Below are 20,829 nucleotides of genomic sequence, written 5' to 3' on the forward strand. Positions count from 1 at the left end.
CTGGCGCGGCGCCGGGGGAAGGTGGTGTTCGTTTTTCCTGGTCAGGGTTCGCAGTGGGTGGGGATGGGGGTGGAGTTGCTGGGGTCGTCTGGGGTGTTCGCGGAGCGGTTTGGGCAGTGTGCGGCGGAGGTGGAGCGGTGGGTGGATTGGTCGGTGGTGGAGGCGTTGGGGGATGGGGGGTTGCTGGGGCGTATTGATGTGGTGCAGCCGGTGTTGTTCGCGGTGCAGGTGGGGTTGGCGGCGGTGTGGGAGGGGTTGGGGGTGGTGCCTTCTGCGGTGGTGGGTCATTCGCAGGGGGAGATCGCGGCGGCGTGTGTGGCGGGGGCGTTGACCCTCGGTGATGGGGCTCGGTTGGTGGTGGAGCGGTCGGGGTTGTTCGCGCGGGAGTTGGTGGGGCGGGGTGCGGTGGCGTCGGTGGGGTTGGGGCGTGAGCAGGTGCAGGCGCGGTTGGGGGGTTTTGCGGGGTTGGTGGTGGCGGGGGTCAATGGGCCGTCGGTGACGACGGTGGCCGGTGATGTTGGGGTGTTGGGGGAGTTGGTGGCGGTGTTGGAGGGTGAGGGGGTGCGGGCGCGGGTGGTGGAGGCGTCGGTGGCCTCGCATTCGCCGCAGGTGGAGCGGTTGCGTGGGCGGTTGGTGGAGTCGTTGGGGTTTGTGCGTCCGGTGTCGGGGCGGGTGCCGTTGTATTCGACGGTGAGTGGTGGGGTGGTCGATGGGGCGGATTTGGGGGCGGGGTATTGGTTTGACAATTGCCGGTCTCCGGTGGAGTTCTGTGCGGCGGTGCAGGCGTTGCTGGCTGATGGGTTCGGGGTGTTCGTTGAGCCCAGTGCGCATCCGGTGCTGGTGATGGGGGTGCAGGAGATCGCCGAGGCGGCTGGTGGTGAGGTGGTGGCGGTGGGGTCGCTGCGCCGTGGTGAGGGTGGGCTGGAGCGGTTGTACACCTCGGTGGGGCAGGCATGGGCCCAGGGTGTGCAGGTCGACTGGTCGCCGGTGCTGGGCGGGTATGACCAGGTCGACCTGCCGACCTACCCCTTCCAACGCCAACGCCACTGGGTGAGGTCACGTCGCACCTCGACCGCGCGATCCGGCCGCCCCGACTCGTGGCGCTACCGGGTCGCGTGGCGCCCGCTCGGGGAGCCGGCCCAGGCGGAGCCCACCGGCGACTGGATCATCGTCGAGCCGGCCGGACATCCTGGCGAGGACGTTGTCACGGCCCTCGAACGACGAGGCGCCCGGACGATCCGGATCGCGGTCGACGCGACGGCGCCGAGCGACACCGAGGCCGCCCGCCGGCTGCGCACGGCCCTGGACGGAGAGGTCCACGGGGTGGTGTCGCTGCTGGCCGGCTCCGACGCGGACCTCAGCGGAACGCTGATGCTGATCCGGACGCTGGCCGAGTCCGGCGCCGAGACGCCGCTGTGGACGCTGACCCGGGGCGCGGTCGCCGCGACCGGCACCGACGCGCCGGTCGACCCGGCCCAGGCGCGGGTCTGGGGGCTCGGGCAGGTCGCGGCGCTGGAGCATCCCCGGCTGTGGCGCGGGCTGATCGATCTTCCCGCCGAGCCGGACGAGCGGGTGCTGTCGCTGCTGGCGGCCGTGCTCGCCGGTCCAGGCGGCGAAGACCAGATCGCCGTCCGGCCCGCCGGGATACTGGCCCGCAGGGTCGTCCCCGCGCCACTGGGCGACCGGCCCGCGCGCCGCGCGTGGCGGCCGCGAGGCACCATCCTGGTCACCGGTGGCACCCGCGGCGAGGGAGCTGAGGTGGCCCGCTGGCTGGCACGCGAAGGCGCCGAGCGGCTGCTGCTGACCACCGAACCGGGCACGCCACCCGGCCACGCGGCCGAACTGGTGGCGGAACTGTCCGAGTCGGGAGTGAGCGTGTCCGTCGTGCCCTGCGACGCGGCCGATCGTGACGCGCTGGCGGAGGTGCTCGCCCAGGTCTCCCTCACCGCTGTCTTCCACACGGCGGGGCGGCTCGAGGAAGGCCCGCTGGAGTCGTTCGCGGCCGAGACGGTGGAGGCGGTCCTGCGTGCCAAGGCGACCGCCGCCCAGAACCTGCACGAGCTGACCCTCGGCGCCGAGCTGTCGGCGTTCGTCATGTTCTCCTCGTTCACCGCGACCTTCGGCGGCGGCGTCGGGGTCGGGGTGTACGCGGCGGCCAACGCCTACCTGGACGCGCTCGCCGCGTACCGGCGTGGCCTGGGCCTTCCCGCGACGTCGCTGGCGTGGGGCGCGTGGGCGAACCCGGGCGGGACGAAGGAGGAGGCGGACTTCGAGGCGCTGCGCGCGGCCCGCCTGGTGGAGCGAGGGCTGCCCGCCCTGGAGCCGAGCCTCGCGCTCACCGCGCTCCGCCAGGCGCTCGACCATGACGAGACGGCCGTCACCCTGGTGGAGGTCGACTGGGAACGCTTCGCACGGCGCTTCACCGCCACGCGTCCGAGCCCGCTGCTCGGCGAGATCCCCGAAGCCGCCCGGTACGGGCCGGCGGCCGGCCGGGCCGGGGCGGCCGCGACGCCCGGCGCGGCGACCAGGCTCACGGGGGCGCCCGGCCCCGAACGGCTACGGCAGGTGCTCGACCTGGTGCGCGGCCAGGTGGCCGCCGTGCTCGGGCATGCCTCCGCGGACGCGGTGGATCCCCGGCGGGGCCTGCTGGAGCTCGGGATGGACTCTCTGACCATGGTCGAACTGCGCAACCGGCTGAGCGCGGCGACCGGCCTGCGGGTCCGCGGGAACCTTGTGGTGAGCGCGGGCACTCCCGAGGCGATCGCCCGGATGCTGGACGCCGAGCTGGGCGAGGAGGGGGTCTCCGAGGACGCACCGCACGGTGGCGCCTTCGGTGCCCTGTTCGCCCATGCCAGGGAGTCCGGCCGGCTCGCCCCGTTCACCGGCCTGCTCGCCGACGCCGCGCGGTTCCGGCCGGAGTTCGGCGCCGCCGAGCCGGACCTGCCCGAGCCCACGGTTCTGGTGCGGGGAGGCGGCCGGCCCCGTCTCATCTGCCTTCCCACGGTGCTGGCCACCTCGGGCCCGCACCAGTACGCCAGGCTCGCCGCACGCCTGCGCTCCGGCGACGGCGCCACCGAGGGCGGTCGTGCCGGCGCCGGTGAGGGAGGTGCCGAGGACGGCGGCAGCGGTGAACGGGAGATCACCGCGTTCGCGCTGCCCGGCTTCCGGAACGGAGAGCGCCTGCCCGCGTCGTTGGAGGCGCTCGTCGAGGCGACCGTGGAGGCGGTGCGCGGCCACGCGGAAGGCGAGCCGTTCGTGCTCCTCGGCTACTCATCGGGCGGCATCCTGGCCCGGTTCGCCGCCGCCCGGCTGGAGGAGCTGGGTGTACGGCCTGACGGGCTCGTCCTGGTGGACTCCTACCCCATCGACGAGGACTTCCTCGAGCGAACGGCACCCGGTGTGCTGTCCGCGATGGCCGAGCGGGCGGAGGGCGTCATGCCGCTCGACGATGACAGGCTCACCGCCATGGGGGCCTACCTGCGGTTGCTCATCGGCCGCGAGCCCAAGCCCGTCACGGCCCCGACCCTGCTGGTGGCCGCCGCGGAGCCGATCGCCGGCGCGGCCGGCCTCGACCGCGCCGGAACGCCGGCCGACGACCGGGTGGAAGTGCCCGGGGACCACTTCAGCGTGATCGAAGAGCATGTCGCCACCACCGCGCAGGCCGTCGCGGAATGGCTGTCGCGGAACGCCACGATGCCGAAGGAGACGATGGCGCAATGGGAGACAAGACCTCAGTAGTGATCGTGGGCGCGGGGACCTGCGGCCTGGCCGCCGCCTGCGAGCTGCGCCGCATGGGTGTTTCCGTACGGCTGCTTGAGGCCCGGCCCGGCCCGAACGCCGGGTCGCGCGCCACCCTGCTCTGGCCGCTCGGCCTGGCGGTGCTGCGAAGCCTCGGCGCGCTGGCCGAGGCGGAGCGGCGCGGGCTGCGGCTCAACGCCCTCCAGTACCACATGGACGGGGACAAGCGGCTGCGCACCCGGGTCGGCGCCGAGAACGAGGCGCTGGTGCTGGCACAGGACCAGACGAGCCTCATCCTCGAGCGGATCCTGGAGGAGCTTGGAGGGCGGGTGGAGCGGTCGACGCGCGTCGTCGACGTCGCCTCCACCGGCGAGGGGATCACCGTGAAGGCCCAGCAGCCGGACTCCACCGAGCTGATCGAGGCCGACTGGCTCATCGCGGCCGACGGAGTGGGCAGCACCGTGCGGCAGGCGCTCGGCATCGACTTCCCCGGCGTGGCCCTGCCGACGACCTATCTGGCCACCGAGGGACGCATTCTCGGTGATCTGGAACCCGGTGACGTGCACTACTTCCTGCGTGCGTCCGGCTCCATGGTGGTGGCACCGCTGCGTGGGGGGAAGGTCCGCCTGGGCGCTCCGATCCCCGAGGGCACCGAGCTCACCGAGGCCACCGTCCAGCGACTGCTGCGCGAGCGCGGCTCGACCGGGATGCGGGTGGAGAGCCTCGACGAGATCACCACCTTCAGCAGCCAGGAGCGCATCGCGGCCGCCCTGCGGAAGGGCCGTTGCTTCCTGGTGGGGGACGCCGCGCACACGCACTCGCCGATCGGCGGGCAGGGGCTCAACCTCGGGCTGCAGGACGTGCACAACCTGGCCTGGAAACTGGCGGGCGTCGTACGAGGCGTGTTCCACCCGGCGATCCTCGACTCCTACGAGCCCGAGCGCAGGCAGGCCGCCCAGCAGACCGTCCAGAACACCGGGCGCTTCGCCAAGATGTTCATGCTGAGCCCCGCCAAGGCCCGCATGCGCAACACCGCGTGGCGCGGCCTGGAGGCGACGGGGCTGCTGCGACGCCGGTTCGTGCCGCTGCTCGCCGGCTGGAGGGTGAGCTATCCAGATGCGCTGTTCGCGACGACCGGCCCGGTGACGGCCCCCCGCGGCATGCCGTCACCGGGAACGCGTGTGCCGCCCTGGGTGCCGGCGCCGTCGCAGCCGGGTCAGGGGACGTTCCGGCTGCTGACCCTCGGGGACCGGGACGGCGATCTGCGCCGGCGTGCCCAGGACCTGGCCGGCACGATGCCCGGCCTGGTGAGCCACGACCATCACTCCGAGCGTGGCCGGGGCTTCCTGCTGCTACGGCCCGACGGCTTCGTCGCCCGCTCCGGGACCACGCCCGACGACCTGGACCGCGCGGGGCACCTGCTCGCGGGACTGACCCCCACTGGCCGTGACGGCCGCGAGGAGCACTGAATGCGGATCGCCCGAGGACTCGACGAGCTCGCCGAGCTCAAGCAGACCGTCCGGGAGGGAAATGACCCCGAGGCCACCGGCCGCCAGCACGCCAGAGGCAAGCTGACCGCCCATGAGCGGATCGGGCTGCTGCTCGACGAGGGGTCGTTCCACGAGGTGGAGCCGTTACGGCGGCACCGCGCGACCGGGTTCGGCATGGAGGCGCGACGGCCGCACGGAGACGGCGTGGTGACCGGCTGGGGGACCGTCCACGGCCGGACGGTCTTCGTCTACGCGCATGACTTCCGGGTCTTCGGCGGATCGCTCGGTGAGGCGCACGCCGCCAAGATCCACAAGCTGATGGACCTGGCGGCCTCGGCCGGCGCGCCGCTGGTCAGCCTGAACGACGGGGCGGGGGCGCGCATCCAGGAGGGCGTCACCGCGCTGGCCGGGTACGGAGGCATCTTCGTGCGCAACACCCGCAACTCCGGGATGATCCCGCAGATCAGCGTGATGCTCGGGCCGTGCGCCGGGGGAGCGGCCTACTCCCCGGCGCTGACCGACTTCGTCTTCATGGTGCGCGGGATCTCGCAGATGTTCATCACGGGTCCCGGCGTGGTGCGGGCGGTCACCGGGATGGACGTCACCCAGGACGACCTCGGCGGAGCCGACGTGCACGCCACCACCTCTGGCGTGGCCGCCTTCGTCCACGACGACGAGGAGACCTGCCTGGAGGACGTCCGATACCTGCTGTCGCTGCTGCCGGCGAACAACCGTGAGCTGCCGCCGCGCGTCCCGACCGACGACCCGGCCGACCGCCGCACCGACCGGCTGCTGGACCTGGTCCCCCCCGATCCCCGCATCCCCTACGACATGCGCGCGGTGATCCGGGAGATCGTCGACGACGGGGACCTGCTCGAGGTGCACGAGGGGTGGGCCACCAACGTGATCTGCGCCCTGGCCCGGCTGGACGGGCACGTGGTGGCCATCGTGGCGAACCAGCCCGCCACGATGGCGGGAGCGCTGGACATCCACGCCAGCGAGAAGGCCGCCGGGTTCGTGCAGACCTGCGACTCCTTCAACATCCCCCTGCTGACCCTCGTGGACGTGCCCGGGTTCCTGCCGGGACTCGACCAGGAGCACGGCGGGATCATCCGGCACGGCGCCAAGCTGCTCTACGCCTACTGCAACGCGACCGTCCCCCGCGTCCAGCTCATCCTGCGCAAGTCCTACGGCGGTGCCTACATCGTGATGGATTCCCGATCTGTCGGCGCCGATCTGTCGTTCGCCTGGCCGATCAACGAGATCGCGGTCATGGGCGCGGAAGGGGCGGCCAACGTGATCTTCCGCAGGGAGATCGAGGGCGCCGACGAGCCCGAGCTGATGCGGGCCCAGAAGATCAAGGAATACCAGAACACCCTCATCCACCCCTACTACGCCGCCGAGCGCGGGCTGGTGGACGATGTCATCGATCCGCGCGACAGCCGGTCCACGCTCATCCAGGCGCTGGCAATGCTGCGGACCAAACACGCCGAGGTGCCCTCGCGCAAGCACGGCAACCCACCGATGTGATGGACGCGCCCGTCATACGCATCGTCCGCGGTCACGTGGACGACGATGAGCTCGCCGCCGTGGTGGCGGTGCTCATGGCGGTACGCCTCCAGGCGGTCGCGGAGGCCGCGCCCGCCGTCACGCGGGCCGGGTGGGACCGGGACCGTCCCATCCGGCCCGCTCCCGCCGGCTCCTGGATGACCTGAGCGTGAACGCCGAAGAGGGCCCGCCGGGACGGCGGGCCCTCTCTTGTGGGCGTGCTACCGGGTCAGATGGGATCACCCAGCTTGACCGGCAGCTCGTCGATGGTGCGCAGGACCATGCCCGGCGGGCGTGCCGGGTCGTGGTCGGCCAGTTCGATCTCGCGGGCGGCGAACGCGGAGATCGCGACCTGCGCGGTGAGCCGGGCGATCGGCGCGGCCACGCAGAAGTGGATGCCGTGCCCGAACCCGAGGTTCTTACCGGAGGTCCGAGACAGGTCCAGCACATCGGGGGACTGGTAGGCCGCCGGATCGTGGTTCGCCGCGCCCAGCACCACCATGACGGGCTGGCCCGCGGCCAGCTGGACCCCGGCGAGTTCGGTGTCGCGCAAGGCGGAGCGGAACGTCATCTGCAGCGGCGAGTCGTACCGCGTGAGCTCCTCCACGGCTCCGGCGATCTTATCGGGGTTGTCACGCAGCCAGCGCAGCTGGGCGGGATGGCGCAGCAGCCCGAGCATGCAGTTGGCGATCATCGCGACGGTGGCGCCGAAGCCGGCGGCCAGCAGGTTCATCAGCGTCAGCGCCAGCTCCGCCCTGCTCAGCCGGTCCCCGTCCTGCTCGGCCAGTGCCAGCCGGCTCACCAGGTCCTCGCCGGGGTCGGCCAGCCGCTCGGCCGCCATCTCCATGCCTGCCGCCATGAAGCCCGCGCGCGCGTCGTCGCGCGCCCGTACTTGCTCGGGCGTCAGCAGGAAGGCGGGGTCGATCCCGATGCCGCTGTCGCGGAAGTAGGTCAGGAAGTCCGCGTGGTACTTGGCCGGGACCTTGAGCAGCTCGCTCAGCACCAGCCCCGGCAGCGGGCTGATGACCGTCTTGTGCAGGTCGACGACGCCCGAGGCGTCCCGCGCGGCGAGCGCGTCGGAGATCAGCGACTCGACGAACCGGTGTGCCCTCGGCCGCAGCCACTCCACCGTGCGTGGCGTGAACGCCTGGGACACCAGGCCCCGCACCCTCGTGTGGTCGGGCGGATCCATGAACATCAGGATGCGCCGTGGCGGACCGTCCGGGGCGTCGGGGTCGCGGACCATCTGGTCGGCGAGCATCGGGTTGTCGCCCCAGCCGAAGTCCGGGCTCTTCAGGACCACGGAGGCCGCCTCATGGCTGAAGGTGGAAACCATGCCCGCCGGCGACCGGTAGACGGCACCGTGCTCGTCACGAATCTTGTGGTAGGTGGGATAGGGATCGGCATGCACTGACGCGTCGAACGGGTCGAACGGCAGCAGCATGGGGATAAGGCTCGGATCGAAGACGGGCAGCTCGCTCATCACTCACATTCCCTCGTCATCTCGGTGCGGGTTCGAGCCGGACCGGCATGTCCAACACGATCGTGTGCTTGTTGCTGGGCTGGTAGCCGACCGGTCCGGCGGGCCGGATCTCTCCGACCCGCTCCAGCAGTTCCTCCATCAGCCAGTCGAACTGCAGCCTGGCCACGAGATTGCCCAGGCAGTAGTGGTGGCCGTGGCCGAAGGTCAGGTGCGGATTGGGGGTGCGGCGCACGTCGAACGCCATCGGGTCCTCGAAGACGTCCGCGTCGGCGTTGCCGGAGGGCCACCACAGGGTGACCTTGTCACCGGCCCTGATCTCCGCGTCCCCGATCCGCACGTCGCAGGTGGCGGTGCGCCGGTTGTACGGGTTGGGCGGCGCCCAGCGCAGCATCTCCTCGCGGGCGGTGGGGAGCAGGGTGCGGTCCGTGCGCAGGTCGTGCCACTGCCCGGGGTGCCCGGCGAGCCCGAGGACCCCGGCGGCGATGGTGTTCCTCGGCTGCTCGCCGCCGGTCAGCAGCAACAGCAGCAGGTTCATCTCCCTCTCGTGCTCGCTCAGCGGTTCCTCGCCCGGGTCGTCCGCGAGCTCGCCGTTGGCCAGGATGGACGCGAGGTCCTCGCCGGGGTCGGCGCGCTTGCGGACGATGAGCTTGCGGACGTAGTCCTGGGTGGCCTGCATGGTCCGGCGCGATGTCGTGTCCGGCAGACCCGACCTGCGTTCGATGAACCCGGTGGACGCGTGCGCCCAGCTCGCGACCTCGGCCCGGTCCTCCACGGGTATTCCCAGCAGCAGGGCGATGCCGAGGAAGGCGTACGGCTCGCAGATGTCGGTGGCGAAGTCGCACTCCCCGCGTGCCACGGCCTTGTCGATCAGGTCGCCGGCGAGGGCGCGCAACTCGGGTTCGACCGCCCGGGCGACCCGTTCGGTCAGGCCGCCGCCCAGCAACCGGGCCATCAGCTCGTGCCGCGGGCTGTCGACCATCGCCACGATGACGCCGGCGAGCCCGCCGATCGGCATGTCGTCCAGGTGCGATCCGCCTCCCGTACGGTTCCCGCCGCCCCTGGCGGAGAAGGTACGGGAATCGGCGGCCGCCGCGGCGATGTCGGCATGGCGGCTCAGGACCCAGAACCCCTCTCCGTCATCGGTATGGCCCGGAGGGTGGAACAGGACCGGCGCCTCCGCGCGGAGCCGGGCGAACACCTCGTAGGGGAACCCCCGCTCGGCTCGCGCGAACAGCGCGTGGTCGGTGAGGTCGAAGCCGTCGAGGACCGCGGGAAGTCCTCCTCCCGCGCCGTCCGTCATCACGATCGGTCTCCTTGGTCGTCGGTGAGGAAACTCGGGGACCTACCGGCCAGCCAGGAATCGCTGATGCCGGCGAAGTCGGGTTCGTCCGCGCTGTCGCGGTCGTCCAGCAGCCGCCACAGGGACTCGAGGCGGTCCCGCGCACCCGCGCAGTGCGCGTGCGCGAGGTCCTGATCTCCGTGGGCCGCCCGCGAGAGCACCGCGCACATGGTGAGCAGCTCCGCGGTGATCTTCCCGATCAGGCCGAGGATGTGCTGCCGCTCGTCGAGCGCGGCGGGGTCGGGATACCGGGCCGCGAGCTCGGAGCAGGTTCTGGCCAGGCGCCCGATCCCGGCCGAGGCGGCTCGCAGGTGGCGGTGGTTGGCGGGGGAGAGGCCACCGGGTTGCGGCTCGGGCCGGTCGAGCGGGTCGTGGGGCCCGGCGAAGAACCGGGCCATCACCAGGCGTCCGGCCTGGATGTCCAGCAGGAAGTCCACGTTGCCGGAGACCCGCAGCCCTCGTGCGTCTCTGAACAGCCGCTCCACCGGCGCGGCGGTGGCACCGCGGCGACGTTTGCCGGGCGCCGTCTCTAGTCCCTCGCCGCCGAGCAGCGACACCGTGCGGTCGACGATCCGCCAGGCGACCGTCGTGCAGATGTTCTTGGCGAGGGACAGCTCGAACCAGCGCTTCGACGGCCCGCCCCCCAGCAGGCACCACCGCACGACGGTGTCGATGGCGTACAGGTCGGCCAGGGACGCCGTCGCCAGGCGCTGGATCTGCTCGTACCCGGCCAGTCCCCGGCCGTTGACGGCGCGCCTGGCCAGGAACTCGCGCGACCACCGGACGCACTGCCGGGCGATGGCCAGCGCCGGCGCCGCGTTGAAGTGGACGGCGCTCAGCAGCGCGATCGGCCCGATCGATGCGGGGAAGCGCGGCTGTCCCGGCTCTCCCGCGAGGACGTGCTCGCGGGGGATGCGCACGCCGTCCAGGCGCAGGGCCGCGTTCGGCAGGCCCTTGCTCCCCATGAACTCGAGGTGCGATGTGACGCGGAAGCCCGGAGACCCGGTGTCGACGAAGGCCACGCCCACCCGGCGGTCGTCGCCGGCCCCGGGCAGTGTGACGGTGAGGGCCAGCAGTTCGGCGATGTCGCCGTTGCCGGTGTACAGCTTCTCGCCGTGCAGGAGGTACGAGGCGCCGTCGTCCGCCGGTGTCGCCGTGGTTCCCGGCCAGGCGTTGTTGGCCCCGGCGGGTTCGGTGCCGGCGAAGGCGGACACCACGCCGTCGGCGACGCGGCCCCGGACGAAGTCGTGGAGCGGCCCCGGCGGCAGTGCGGCGAGCAGCGCCGCCGCCCCTACGGCATTCTGTATCGCCAGAAGCTGGCCTACGGGCACCGACCAGGCGGCCGCCCTCTCGAACACGCGGAAGGCGCCGTGGTGCGACAGTTCGAAACCGCCGAGTCCGGCCCCGTTGCGGAGCCGGAAATAACCACGTGCCCGCAGATCGTCGACCAGGCCCTTGGGAAGCGCGCCGGTGCGGTCGACCTCATCGGGATCGACATTCGACCGGACGAACTCGGCCACCTCTTCGGCGAAATCCTCTTCGGCTTTCTTCTCCGCCGGATTCTGCGTGGGAAAAGGAAGATACAGGTCCCAGTCGATCCCCCCGGTCGCTAGGTCGTCGAGAAAACTCGGCGCACCGGATTCTGGCGTGACATTCTGACGTCCTGAGGGCATATTCATGAGCTCTCTGAAGCGAAATGGACGTGTCGCACGCTAGTTGCGCCACCCCCCCTATCGCCACCCCAGAAAATCCGGCCGCCGCACCCCTTATCGCTAATAAGGGTTGTATGATGTGCCGGCTATAAACTGGACTGTCTCCGATAAAGCCGCTCGGCAGGACGGAGACAGCGCGATGGACATCGCGGGCAGTGTGGTACTGGTCACCGGTGGCGCCTCCGGGCTCGGCATGGCGACCGCCGGTCGCCTCGTCACGGCCGGGGCCCGTGTCGTCATCGCCGACCTTCCGTCGTCGCCGGGTGCCAAGGTCGCGGACCGGCTGGGCGAGCGCGCGACGTTCGTCCCCGCCGACGTCACCAGCGAGGAAGAGGTGACCGACGCGCTCGACGTCGCGTCAGGCCAGGGCGGGCTCCGCGTCGTGGTGAACTGCGCGGGGATCCTCAGCGCCATCAGGACGGCGGGACGGCGCGGCCCATTCCCGCTGGAGGAGTTCAGGCGTGTCATCGAGGTGAACCTCGTCGGCACCTTCAACGTCATCCGGCTGGCCGTTCAGCGCATGAGCGGGCTCGACGAGGTCCACGGGGAACGCGGGGTCATCGTCAACACCGCGTCCGTGGCCGCGTTCGACGGTCAGATCGGGCAAGCGGCGTACTCCGCGTCCAAGGGCGGGATCGCGAGCATGACCTTGCCGATCGCCCGCGACCTGGCCGACCAGAAGATCCGGGTCGTCACCGTCGCGCCGGGTGTCTTCGACACGCCGATGCTCGAGAAGCTGCCCGAGCGGGCGGTCAAGTCCCTGGAGTCGCAGTTCCAGCACCCGGCGAGGATGGGCATCCCCGGTGAGTACGCGGCGCTCGTGGAGCACATCGTGAGCAACCCCATGCTCAACGGGGAGACCGTGCGCCTGGACGGCGGCCTGCGGCCGGCGGCACGCTGATGGGCCCGGGTGGCCGTCAGGCCACGCAGCGAAGTTCGCAGCCGGACACCGGTGCGAGACCCCCTCCGCCGGGCGGCGGTCGCGGGGTCCCGAGCGATGACCCGGCCTCGAGTGCGACGCGGCGGTGATCGGCCCGCTCCGCCACGCAGCCGACCGTCTCCAGCTCGGAAATGGCCCCTCCCAGCTCCGCGGGCAGGTCGGCCCGGCTGCCGACGTTGAGCTTGCGGTAGACCCGGGTGAGGTGCTGCTCCACGGTGCTGACCGTGATGAACAGCTGGGCCGCGATCTGGCGGTTGGTGTGCCCGTTGGCCGCCAGGGTGGCCACGCGCAACTCCGCCTCGCTGAGTTCCGTGGTGGGGGCGTGGTGACCGGTGCCCGGTGGCTTCCTGGTGCACGCCGGTACGGCCCCGAACAGGTTTCTCAAGTAGATCGTCTCGAAGGCGCACTCCTGCGCCAGGTGCTGCGCGCGCCGTTCCATCGCCATAGCCCGGTCGTCGTCGCCCCTCGTCTCGTACACCCGGCCGATCTCCGCCAGCGTGCGGGCCAGCTCGAACCGGTCGCCCGCCCGCTCGTACAGGTCGGCGGCCTGCTCCAGTTGATCGAGGCTCCGCTCACCCTCCCCGGTCACCGCGAGGACGCGTATGAGTCCCGCCCTGGCGACGAACTGCTTGGTACAGGTCCTGCCCAGTTCCCGTCTGGCGAGCTCCTCGGCTCCGTCACGGTCTCCCAGGGCGAGCAGGGCCTCGGCCGCGCTCGCGGCCCACGGGACGATCGTGACATTGCTGAGTTCCCATCGTGCGACCACCTCACCACACGTCTGGAAGTCGTCGAGCGCCGCGTAGAAACGGCCCGTGGCCAGATAGTAGGTGCCGCGCGCGTGCATGTAGTGCAGGGTGCCGAGGGTCTGCCAGACCCCCTTGGGGAGGGAGACGGCCAGATAGGACTCCGCCTCCTCGTACTTGCCCAGTGCGGTCTTGATCATGATCACGTTCGCCAGGGGCAGCGCGATGGCCGCTCCCCAGCCGTCCAGCGACAGCAGGCTCAGCGAGGCCTCCACATAGCGTTCGGCCTCGGTGAACCGGCCCCATCGCATCTCGATGGTGGACCACAGCACCGAGAGGATGGCCCGCCAGGTGGGCGCGCTCTGAGCGGACGGCTCGGCCAGCAGCGATCGGCACCAGAACGCCGCCTCTTCGAGCTTGCCCGTATAGATGAGGGAGACCAGCGCCCCGCAGATGGCCAGCACCCCGCGGTCGTCCAGCCGGACGCCCTGCAGCACCTGCTCGGCCCGGACACCCGCGCTCTCGTCCGAGCCGTCGCGCAGCACCGCGCTCAGGAGCTTCGCCGCGCGCACCAGGCCGCTGCGCTCCGACAGGAGCGCCTCGTCGGCGGAGGCGGTCGAGCCGGAGTTCAGCCGCGAGAACAGGTCCGGGTAGGAGCACCCGAGCCACAGCTCGACCAGCCCGAAGGGCTGATCGGGACTGTCCGGCTCCTCCTTGGCCCTTCGTTCGAGGGCGTCGAGCAGCTCACCCACCTGGTCGCCATGGCCGAACCAGAGCAGGTAGGCGATCAGCGTCACCGTGTCGGCCGAGGCCAGGGTGCCTTCCAGCCCGGCGGCCAGCAGCTCGGGCAGATGCCGGGCGGCGGCCGAGGGATCGACGCGCCACTGGGCGCGCAGCAGCAGGCATCTGATCTTGGTTCTCTGCGCCTCGTCGTGACACAGGGCCAGCGCGGTATGCAGGGCGTCGATGGCCAGGGTGACCTCGTTGTCGGCCAGCGCCCGCTCGGCCGCCTCGCACAACGTCGGGATGACCCAGCCCGCCGTCACGGGCGTGCCGGCGATCAGGTGCCTGGCGAGCACCGTCGCGGACGCTCCGTGCTCGCGCAGCACGCGCGCGGCCCGGGCGTGGACGGCCAGCCGGTCCTCGTTGGCCCAGCTGTGGATCACCGCGTCACGGGCGACCTGGTGGCGGAAACGTCCCGAGCCTCCCAGCAGACCCGTGCCCCGCAGCGCGTCGAGCGCCTGGGCCACAGACGCCCGGTCCATCATGAGGATCTCGGCGACCAGCTCGGGATGGTTGTGCTCGTCGTCCAGTACCGCGATCACGCGGGCGACGTCCTGCACCAGGTGGTCGCATCGCAGCAGGCACATCGTGACGGCGTGGCCGAACGCCTCCCCGGGGTGGAACGTCTCGGTGGGGGACGGCTGCGCGTGGTGGTCCTCGAGCAGGGAGGCCAGCAGCAACGGGTTGCCACCTGTGAGGTCGTGCGCCCGGGTGACCAGCTCCTTGCCCGGCGAGAAGCCGAGGTCGCCGGCGATGATGCTCGCCACGCCCTGATGTGACAGCGCGTTGAGCCTGATGTGGCGAGCCCCCGGCTCGCGAAGCACGTCGGCCTGGAAGCAGTTGTACTCCGGCCGGTCGGCGAGGCCGTCGCTCAGCACCAGGAGGATGCGGGACGACCGCAGCCGGCGCGCCAGATAGAGCAGGCAGAGCAGGGACGGGGCGTCGGCGTAGTTCGCGTCGTCGACGAAGATGCCTATCAGCCGTTCCTGGCCGATGCGGTGCAGCATGGTCCGCAGTTCGCCCAGATAAGACAGCTCGCTGCGGCCGGCGACGTCGAAGCCGCCGCTCACCCAGGGCTGGGTGAGCAGGCTCGTCCCCGGAGCGCGGTTCACCGACCCGTCGCCGAGGGACCCCATGTCCACGGACGACACAAGCTGCCCGATCACGCCGAGGGGCAGGCCTATCTCGATACGCGAGGCGGCGGCCTTGAGCACGACCCAGCCCTGCTTGCGCATCTGTTCGGCGAACGCCTGCAGCAGGACGGTCTTCCCGCTCGCCACCGCCCCGCTGACGACGATCACGCCTCCGCCGGTATCGGAGCAATCGATACAAGCGTCTTTAAATAAGTCCCACTCACGTTCTCGTTCCACCAGGCCCATGAATCTCCCCCATGAATCTCCCCCAGAAACAGCCGTTGGAGGGCCAGAACGGTTGAACACACAACGATCTGGCGGCCCTGATCACCGTGTGTCGATCGATGGCAACGCAGCAGGTTTGAGCCGTTCTAAACTGCGCTTAGTTCATTATCACATGGGAATCGGTCGTCCACATCACCAAGCCGGCAGTTATGATCGCCATGCGTGCACCGGCGGCGACGCAGCGAGTTTGCGGCCGACCTAACCTGCGATGACCGGTCAAGTTAAATTTATATAAATCGATGGGGGCGGCGCGCGCACGCCCCGGAAACGAGGAAGCCCCGCCCTCCTCGGGAAAAGGATGACGGGGCGCGTGGCTACCGGCGTGCGGTCAGGCTTCGCCGGTGTAATGCGAGAGCAAGTCGAAGTGCACATGCTCGGGAGTGGTGCTGAGGTAGGGGCCCAATAACTCGTTCCAACGGTCGTGCAGCTGCGATCCCCGAAAGCCGTCGACGCTTGCGGTGAGCGACTCCCACGCGACGATCAACAGGTAGTCCTCGGTCCCCTCGGCACCGCGAAGCAGGTCGACGAAATGGAAGCCCTTCGCCTTCGCCATGACCTGCTCGGCTTCCTTGAAAGCACGCTCGAACTCCTCGCCCTTACCCGGAGCGACCTTAAGAAGTGCGTGTTCGACAATCAAGTGATCTCCCTCTGGTGGGCATGACCACCGGCGGTGGAATGACCGTCACCACCGGAGCAATCCCGGAGTGTAGCAACGGTCGTCCCGGTTTGTGCCACCCCTATTCGGCCCCTATTTCCGGCGGCGTGGTCCCCACCCGCCGGACCGGCGCCACCCGCAGGCCAAGGGAATCAGGGAGCCCGGCCCTGGTCAGGACGCCGACACCGTGACCTCGGCGCGCTGGTTCACGGTGTGTTCCTCGTCGTAGGACTTCCGAGCCGCCGCGATCGCGTCCTGGTGCCGAAGTGCCCATTCGGCGAGCTGCTCGAAGGCGCCGCGAAGTTCACGGGCCATCGTCGTGGCGGAGTAGTCCACCCGGGGGGGCACGGTGGGGAAAACGGTCCTTATGAGAAGTCCGTCCCGTTCCAGGTTGCGTAGGGTCAAGGTGAGCATTCGCCGGCTGATGCCCTCGATGCTGCGCTCCAGTTCGGTGAAGCGGATCGGCCCACGGGATACGGCCAGAAGGACGATTTGCACGCTCCATTTGCCCGCGACGCTGTCGATGATCTCACGAATCGGACAGGCCACAGGGTGAATGTCCTGGTCGGTCACACGCGAGTTCCTCTGTGACATGGAAATTCCTCCTTATGGACATCACCCACAGTGTCAGAACATGGGGTGGGTAACAAGGAGTGTCCTACGGACATGACTTGGTACCAAGCAAGGCCCGGCACGCGTGGGAAGCCGGGTGGAGCGCCTGGCCCGGCCTGACGGGCGGGGATGTCCCGGGCGACCGGCGATGGCACCGCCGGTGACCGCGATGAGAACCGCCTTGCTTTCAAACGAAGGAACCCGACTCAACCGAAGGGGAAGAGGCAAAGCAGTGGTCGCTTCCACCACCTCCACACGTTCGGGCCCCGGGCAGCGGATCGCGCTCCTGGCCCTGGCCCAGTTCGTCATCACGCTTGACTTCAACATCGTCTTCGTCGCGCTTCCCGACATCGGCCGGGAGCTCGGCTTCACAGCGCACTCACTGCAATGGGTGGTCAACGCCTATGTCGTCGCGCTCGGCGGCCTGCTGCTCTTCGGCGGACGAGCGGCCGACCGGCTCGGCGCCCGCCGGATGTTCATCACCGGCCTGCTGCTCTTCGCCATCTCGTCGCTGGTCGGCGGCCTGGCGACCGACCCCTCCATCCTGATCGGCGCGCGCGCCGTCCAGGGCTTCGGCGGGGCGCTGCTCACCCCCGCGACACTCAGGCTGATCTTCAGCAGCTTCGACGAGGGCCCGACGCGCAACCGCGCGCTGGTGACCTACGGCGCCATCGGCGGTGTCGGTCTGTCGGCCGGCGCGCTGCTGGGCGGCCTGCTCACCAACTACGTCGGCTGGGAGTGGGTCTTCTTCATCAACGTGCCGCTGGCCCTCGGCGGAGCGCTGCTGGCCCCCAGAGTGCTCCCCGCGGCCCCGGCGCTCGGCGGAAACCGCAGCTTCGACATCTTCGGAGCGCTGCTCGCCACGGCCGGCGTCACGCTCGTGGTGTTCGGCCTCGCCAGCGGCCCCGACGTGGGCTGGGGCACGACCCGCGGCGCGGGCGCGCTCGTGCTCGGCTTCGTGCTTCTCGTGGTGTTCCTAGTGGTCGAGGCGCGCAGCCGGGACGCGCTGATGCCCCTGCGACTGCTCAAGCACCGAAGCCTCGCGACGACCATGGCCACGGCGTTCTTCTACCAGGGCAGCCTCGCCGGGGTGTACTACCTCTTCACGACCTACCTTCAGGACGTGCTGGGGTACACCCCGCTGGCCGCCGGCCTGGCGTTCCTGCCCCCGACCGTCATCTCCATGGCGTTCGCCGTCAAGTTCAGCACCGCCTTCCTCAGCGAGCGCGGCCTGCGTACCACGATGTTCACGGGTGTGTTCGTGACCGGCGCCGGAGCGGCCATCCTCGCCGTGGGGTTCGTCGAGAACGGGTCGTACTGGCTGCTGCTGCCCGGCCTCGCGATCTGGTCCATCGGCGGCGCGCTCGCCATTCCGGCGATCCTCGCCGGAGCGGGCGCCGGGATCGCGCTGCTGGAGCAGGGCGTGGCGTCGGCGATGGCGATGACCGCCCGCCAGATCGGCGGTGCCGTGGGCCTCGCCGCGCTGGTCGCGGTCGCCACGACCGGCCTGCCGACCGGACCCGGCGCCGCGGGACCCACAGGGGAGCTCCTCGACGGGCTGCGCATGGCCGGCCTGGTGGCCGGGGCGGCCACGATGGCCGCGGCCTTCCTCTGCTTCCTGCTGGAGAAACCCGCGGCCGTCGCGTCGAGGCCGAAAGTCGACGAAGTCGGCACACCTACGGCCGGATCGGCATCGGTCGCGGAGTAGACCGGCCAATCCAGAACAGGAGAACGACAAGAATGCAGTGGAACGATATCCATGTGAACGCGTCCGCGGCCTGGATCGGGCAGCGTGAGGACGTCCAGAAGGCGGTCGCCGAAGGACGCTACGACGCCGCCGAGTACCAGGAGGACGGCTACATCGCGCTGCCGGTCGCCGGACCCGACGACAGTCCGGCGGACATGGCCGTGTCGGCCGGGCAGGTCGCGGTCGAGCGGGCCGGGGTGCCCGGCGGCGACTTCACCATCGTCCTGTGCGCCACGACCTCTTTCCAGGGGCTGGACCACTGGTCGCCCGCACCCTACATTCAGCACCGCACGGTCGGCAGTGGCGCGCAGTCGGTGGAGGTGAGGCAGGCCTGCAACGGCGGCATGGCCGCGCTCGAACTGGCCGCCGCCTACCTGTCGGTGGGCTCGCTCTCGGCCGCGGCACTCCTCACCACGACCGACAAGTTCGCCCTGCCGCAGTTCGACCGCTTCCGCTCGGACAAGGGCATGGCTCGCGGAGACGGCGCGACCGCCCTGGTGCTGTCGCGCCGGCCGGGAGTGGCCCGGCTGCTGTCCACGGCCTCGATCGGCGACCCGAAACACGAGGGTACCGGCCGGGGCGACGCCAAGTGGGCCGACGCCAGCGGCGAGCAGGGCTGGCCGGTGGATCTGCGGTCGCGCAGGGAGCAGTACACCGATCGAATGGGCGACATCAAGACGATCATGACGGACCTGGCCGTCCGGCAACATGAGAGCGTGCAACTCGCGCTCGCGGACGCCAAGGTCGACTTCGCCGACATCAACTGGTTCGTGTTCCCCAACGTCAGCCAGGGAGTGGCGAAGATCCGCAACCAGGCGTTCGGCATCGACGAGGGGCGCACCACGACGCGCTGGGGCCTGGAGACCGGCCACATCGGTGCGGGTGACCAGTTCGGTGGGCTCACTTACCTGCTGGAGACCCACCAGGTGAGCGTCGGCGACCGCGTCCTGCTGTCGGGCGCCGGCGGCGGCTGGAACTTCACCGCCGCGGTGGTGGAGATCACCGAGGTCCCCGACTGGCCCAGCACCGCGGCCTAGCGGCGCCGTACCGAACATCGTGCGGGCGGCCCACCCCTGTCCAGCCGGAGAGGGGTGGGCCGCCCGCACGCGTGTCACCGGCCGCGGCGAGGCGGTGGAGCCTGCGCTGCGCGCCTTCCGTACCGGCGCGCACATCGGGGGCGATGTCGATCAGCCGGCGGACGTCCGGGTGGCGATCTCGCGGATGACCGAGACCAGGAGGTCGATGTCGGCCTCGGTGGTTCGCCAGTTCACGATGGCCGGTCGCAGGGCGGTCATGCCCCGGTAGATGGTGGTCCCGGCGTAGACCCGGCCGTCGGCGATCAGCTCCTGGCCGATCCGCCTGTTCAGATCGTCCAGTTCGGCCTCGGGGACATCCCGGGGGCGATAGCGGAAGCAGACCACGCAGAGCCGCACCGGAGCGAGCAGTTCCAGGTCGGGGGAGTCCTCGACGATGCCACCGAGCCGGAGGGCCAGGTCGTGGTGGCGCTCGGCCATCTCCCGGTGGCCTTGCCTGCCGTACGCCCGTAAGGTCGCCCAGATGGGCAGCGCCCGCGCCCGCCGGGAGGACTCCGGGCCCAGGCAGTTGTAGTTGACCTGCGGATCGTTCTCGGCGGGAAGGTACGGCGCGCCCCACGCGCCGAAGGCCCGGCCCATGATCGCCGGGTCGCGGACGAACGCGAACCCGCTCTCGTAGGGGACGTTGAGCCACTTGTGCCCGTCGGCGGTCACCGAGTGCGCCCGTTCGACTCCCTTGACCAGGTGCGACAGGCGGGGTGAGGCCGCCGCGAACAGCCCGAACGCACCGTCCACGTGCAGCCAGGCACCATGCCGGCCGGCCAGGTCGGCCAGCTCGTCGATGGGGTCGAAGTCGCCGGTGTTCACCTCGCCCGCGTTCCCGACGATCACCGCCGGTCCGTCGATCTCGCCGAGTGCCCGGTCCATGGCCGCCACATCGACCCGCCCTGCGTCGTCCCGGGCGAGGACCCGCACGGCGTCACGGCCGCAGCCGAGCAGTTGCAGCGCCTTGCGGCTGCTCGGGTGGATGTAGCCGCCGGCCAGCACGGGCATCCGCGGCAGCCCCGCGAGCCCGTCGGCCGTCACATCGGCGCCGTGGTGCTCGCCCCACCACTGGCGGGCGCACGCCAGCCCCGTGAGGTTGGCGAAGGTCGCGCTCGGGGTGAGCACGCCTCCATAGGAGGCAGGCAGCCCGAACAGGTCCTTCAGCCACCGCAGCACGATGGTCTCCGCCCGGCCGGCGAGCGGCGAGGTCAGCCAGAGCCCCGAGGCCTGGTCCAGCAGCGAGGTCACCCAGTCGCCCGCCTGCGCCGCCGGGGTCGACCCGCCGACGACGAAATGGAAGAAGCGCGGTCCCGAGGAGTGCGTCGCCGTTCCGGTGCCGACGCGCAGCAGCCGTTCGACGCTGTCCAGCGTGCCCTCGCCGCGCTCGGAGAGGTCGCCGTCGAGCAGGTCGAGCAGCGCGTCGGCCGCGTGGTCGTGGACGAGACGCTCGTCCAGGGAGGTGAGGTACGGCCGGGCGGCCCCGGCCACCGTCTCCAGCGCCGCGGCGGCCGTGTCGCGTTCGTGCAAAGGATCACTCATCCT

At 70.8% G+C, this 20,829-nt stretch carries 14 protein-coding genes; 7 read left to right on the plus strand and 7 right to left on the minus strand.

Going from position 1 to position 20,829, the window contains the following annotated elements:
* The first annotated feature begins 63 nt into the window (after positions 1–63).
* The 4 genes from ABD810_RS19660 to ABD810_RS19675 are packed head-to-tail and all read left to right on the plus strand — an operon-like array spanning position 64 to position 6,943.
* Positions 64–3,738 (plus strand): type I polyketide synthase, encoded by a 3,675-nt coding sequence (locus ABD810_RS19660; protein WP_344942694.1) that lies wholly within the window; start codon positions 64–66, stop codon positions 3,736–3,738.
* Positions 3,717–5,207, plus strand: a complete 1,491-nt coding sequence (locus ABD810_RS19665; protein ID WP_344942014.1) for an FAD-dependent monooxygenase — start codon at positions 3,717–3,719, stop codon at positions 5,205–5,207. The genes ABD810_RS19660 and ABD810_RS19665 overlap by 22 nt, the downstream gene beginning before the upstream one ends.
* Positions 5,208–6,758, plus strand: coding sequence for an acyl-CoA carboxylase subunit beta (locus ABD810_RS19670; protein ID WP_344942017.1), 1,551 nt, complete (start codon positions 5,208–5,210; stop codon positions 6,756–6,758). It abuts the gene before it with no gap.
* On the plus strand, positions 6,758–6,943 hold the full coding sequence (locus ABD810_RS19675; protein WP_344942020.1) for an acyl-CoA carboxylase epsilon subunit: 186 nt from the start codon (positions 6,758–6,760) through the stop codon (positions 6,941–6,943). The genes ABD810_RS19670 and ABD810_RS19675 overlap by 1 nt, the downstream gene beginning before the upstream one ends.
* Before the next feature lie 62 nt (positions 6,944–7,005).
* Here ABD810_RS19675 and ABD810_RS19680 read toward each other — a convergent pair whose 3' ends face one another.
* Genes ABD810_RS19680 through ABD810_RS19690 form a run of 3 tightly spaced genes read right to left on the minus strand, consistent with a single transcriptional unit; the run spans position 7,006 to position 11,277 of the window.
* Positions 7,006–8,259, minus strand: a complete 1,254-nt coding sequence (locus ABD810_RS19680) for a cytochrome P450 (RefSeq protein WP_344942023.1) — start codon at positions 8,257–8,259, stop codon at positions 7,006–7,008.
* A 16-nt stretch (positions 8,260–8,275) separates the two neighbouring features.
* Positions 8,276–9,559, minus strand: a complete 1,284-nt coding sequence (locus ABD810_RS19685) for a cytochrome P450 (protein WP_344942697.1) — start codon at positions 9,557–9,559, stop codon at positions 8,276–8,278.
* Positions 9,559–11,277 carry an acyl-CoA dehydrogenase family protein gene (locus tag ABD810_RS19690; protein ID WP_344942026.1) on the minus strand — a complete coding sequence of 573 codons (1,719 nt, stop codon included), beginning with the start codon at positions 11,275–11,277 and terminating at the stop codon, positions 9,559–9,561. The genes ABD810_RS19685 and ABD810_RS19690 overlap by 1 nt, the downstream gene beginning before the upstream one ends.
* A gap of 172 nt (positions 11,278–11,449) precedes the next feature.
* On the opposite strand from ABD810_RS19690, the gene ABD810_RS19695 reads away from it, so the two are divergent.
* Positions 11,450–12,211, plus strand: coding sequence for an SDR family NAD(P)-dependent oxidoreductase (locus ABD810_RS19695; protein ID WP_344942028.1), 762 nt, complete (start codon positions 11,450–11,452; stop codon positions 12,209–12,211).
* Positions 12,212–12,227: 16 nt separating this feature from the next.
* Here ABD810_RS19695 and ABD810_RS19700 read toward each other — a convergent pair whose 3' ends face one another.
* The 3 genes from ABD810_RS19700 to ABD810_RS19710 form a co-directional block, all read right to left on the minus strand.
* Entirely contained in the window at positions 12,228–15,155 is a 2,928-nt protein-coding gene (locus ABD810_RS19700) for a helix-turn-helix transcriptional regulator (RefSeq protein ID WP_344942031.1), read from the minus strand.
* 367 nt (positions 15,156–15,522) lie between these two features.
* Positions 15,523–15,831 (minus strand): antibiotic biosynthesis monooxygenase family protein, encoded by a 309-nt coding sequence (locus ABD810_RS19705; RefSeq protein ID WP_344942034.1) that lies wholly within the window; start codon positions 15,829–15,831, stop codon positions 15,523–15,525.
* Between the two features lie 189 nt (positions 15,832–16,020).
* Positions 16,021–16,422, minus strand: a complete 402-nt coding sequence (locus ABD810_RS19710; protein WP_344942037.1) for a winged helix-turn-helix transcriptional regulator — start codon at positions 16,420–16,422, stop codon at positions 16,021–16,023.
* A 271-nt stretch (positions 16,423–16,693) separates the two neighbouring features.
* On the opposite strand from ABD810_RS19710, the gene ABD810_RS19715 reads away from it, so the two are divergent.
* Both ABD810_RS19715 and ABD810_RS19720 read left to right on the plus strand, forming a co-directional pair.
* Positions 16,694–18,169: an MFS transporter gene (locus ABD810_RS19715; RefSeq protein ID WP_344942040.1), complete on the plus strand. Its 1,476-nt coding sequence runs from the start codon at positions 16,694–16,696 to the stop codon at positions 18,167–18,169.
* A gap of 53 nt (positions 18,170–18,222) precedes the next feature.
* On the plus strand, positions 18,223–19,245 hold the full coding sequence (locus ABD810_RS19720; protein ID WP_344942043.1) for a ketoacyl-ACP synthase III family protein: 1,023 nt from the start codon (positions 18,223–18,225) through the stop codon (positions 19,243–19,245).
* Between the two features lie 150 nt (positions 19,246–19,395).
* On the opposite strand, the gene ABD810_RS19725 is transcribed toward ABD810_RS19720, so the two are convergent.
* The gene (locus ABD810_RS19725) at positions 19,396–20,814 is read right to left on the minus strand and encodes a pyridoxal phosphate-dependent decarboxylase family protein (RefSeq protein ID WP_344942046.1); all 1,419 of its coding nucleotides are present in this window, start codon (positions 20,812–20,814) and stop codon (positions 19,396–19,398) included.
* Positions 20,815–20,829 lie beyond the last annotated feature (15 nt).

Origin of the sequence: Sphaerisporangium flaviroseum, from assembly GCF_039537005.1 — a bacterium.
Classification (GTDB): Bacteria; Actinomycetota; Actinomycetes; order Streptosporangiales; family Streptosporangiaceae; genus Sphaerisporangium; species Sphaerisporangium flaviroseum.